This window comes from Mesorhizobium sp. M1A.F.Ca.IN.020.03.2.1, assembly GCF_004023205.1.
In the GTDB taxonomy this organism is placed as follows: Bacteria; Pseudomonadota; Alphaproteobacteria; order Rhizobiales; family Rhizobiaceae; genus Mesorhizobium.
Window position 1 is genome coordinate 1 of record NZ_RZSV01000489.1, and the last position, 867, is coordinate 867.

General features: G+C 61.9%; 2 protein-coding genes. Both read left to right on the top strand.

What is annotated here, in order from left to right:
* Positions 1 to 435: helix-turn-helix domain-containing protein (locus EOA79_RS34000; RefSeq protein WP_095832316.1), on the top strand; the 435-nt coding region annotated here is incomplete at its 5' end.
* A 231-nt stretch (positions 436 to 666) separates the two neighbouring features.
* Positions 667 to 867: transposase (locus tag EOA79_RS34005; protein WP_245489987.1), on the top strand; the 201-nt coding region annotated here is incomplete at its 3' end.

The window sequence follows — 867 nt, forward strand, 5'->3', positions numbered from 1 at the left end:
ATGCCCAAGCCCTATTCGCTCGATTTGCGTGAACGTGTTGTGCGGTTTGTCGAGGCGGGCCATTCTCGGCGTGCGGCGGCGGCACATTTTGAGGTGTCGGTTTCGTTCGTCGTTATCCTGATGAGGAACTATCGAGAGACCGAGAGCCTGGCGCCCAAAGCCAGTGGTGGCCGCCGCCATTCCAAGCTCGATCCGCATCGTGCGTTCCTGCTTGGTTGTGTGGCCGAGAAGGACGACATCACCATGCCGGAGCTTGCCGCCCAACTGGTTATTGCTGCAGGCGTCCAGGTCGCTCCCGCCTCGATCTCACGTTGGCTCATCAGGAACGGCTACCGCTTCAAAAAAAACGCTGCTGGCCAGCGAGCAAGATCGACCCGACATCAGCAAGGCGCGCCAGGAGTGGCGGGCCAAACGCCAGCCGCGGATGCGGCTTGAGCCACATCGGCTGGTGTTTATCGACGAGACCGGAACCACGACGAAGATGACGCGCTTGCGCGGTCGCTGCCTGAAGGGTCGGCGGTTGCGCTCAAAGGCACCGTTTGGACATTGGAAGACGCAGACCTTCATCGCCGGGCTGCCATGGGCTTACCGCCCCTTTCGTCGTCGACGCGCCGATGAACCGGCGCATCTTCGAGACCTACGTCGAAAACGCAGCTCGCTCCGACGTTGGCAAGGGGCGATGTCGTCATCCTTGACAACCTCGCCGCCCACAAGAGTCCAGCCGCCGAGGCAGCCATCAGGGCAAGAGGCGCATGGCTGCTCTTCCTGCCGCCCTACAGTCCGGATCTCAACCCGATCGAAATGGCCTTCGCCAAGCTCAAGGCGCATCTGCGCGCAAAGGCCATCAGAACCATCGACGCCCTGTGG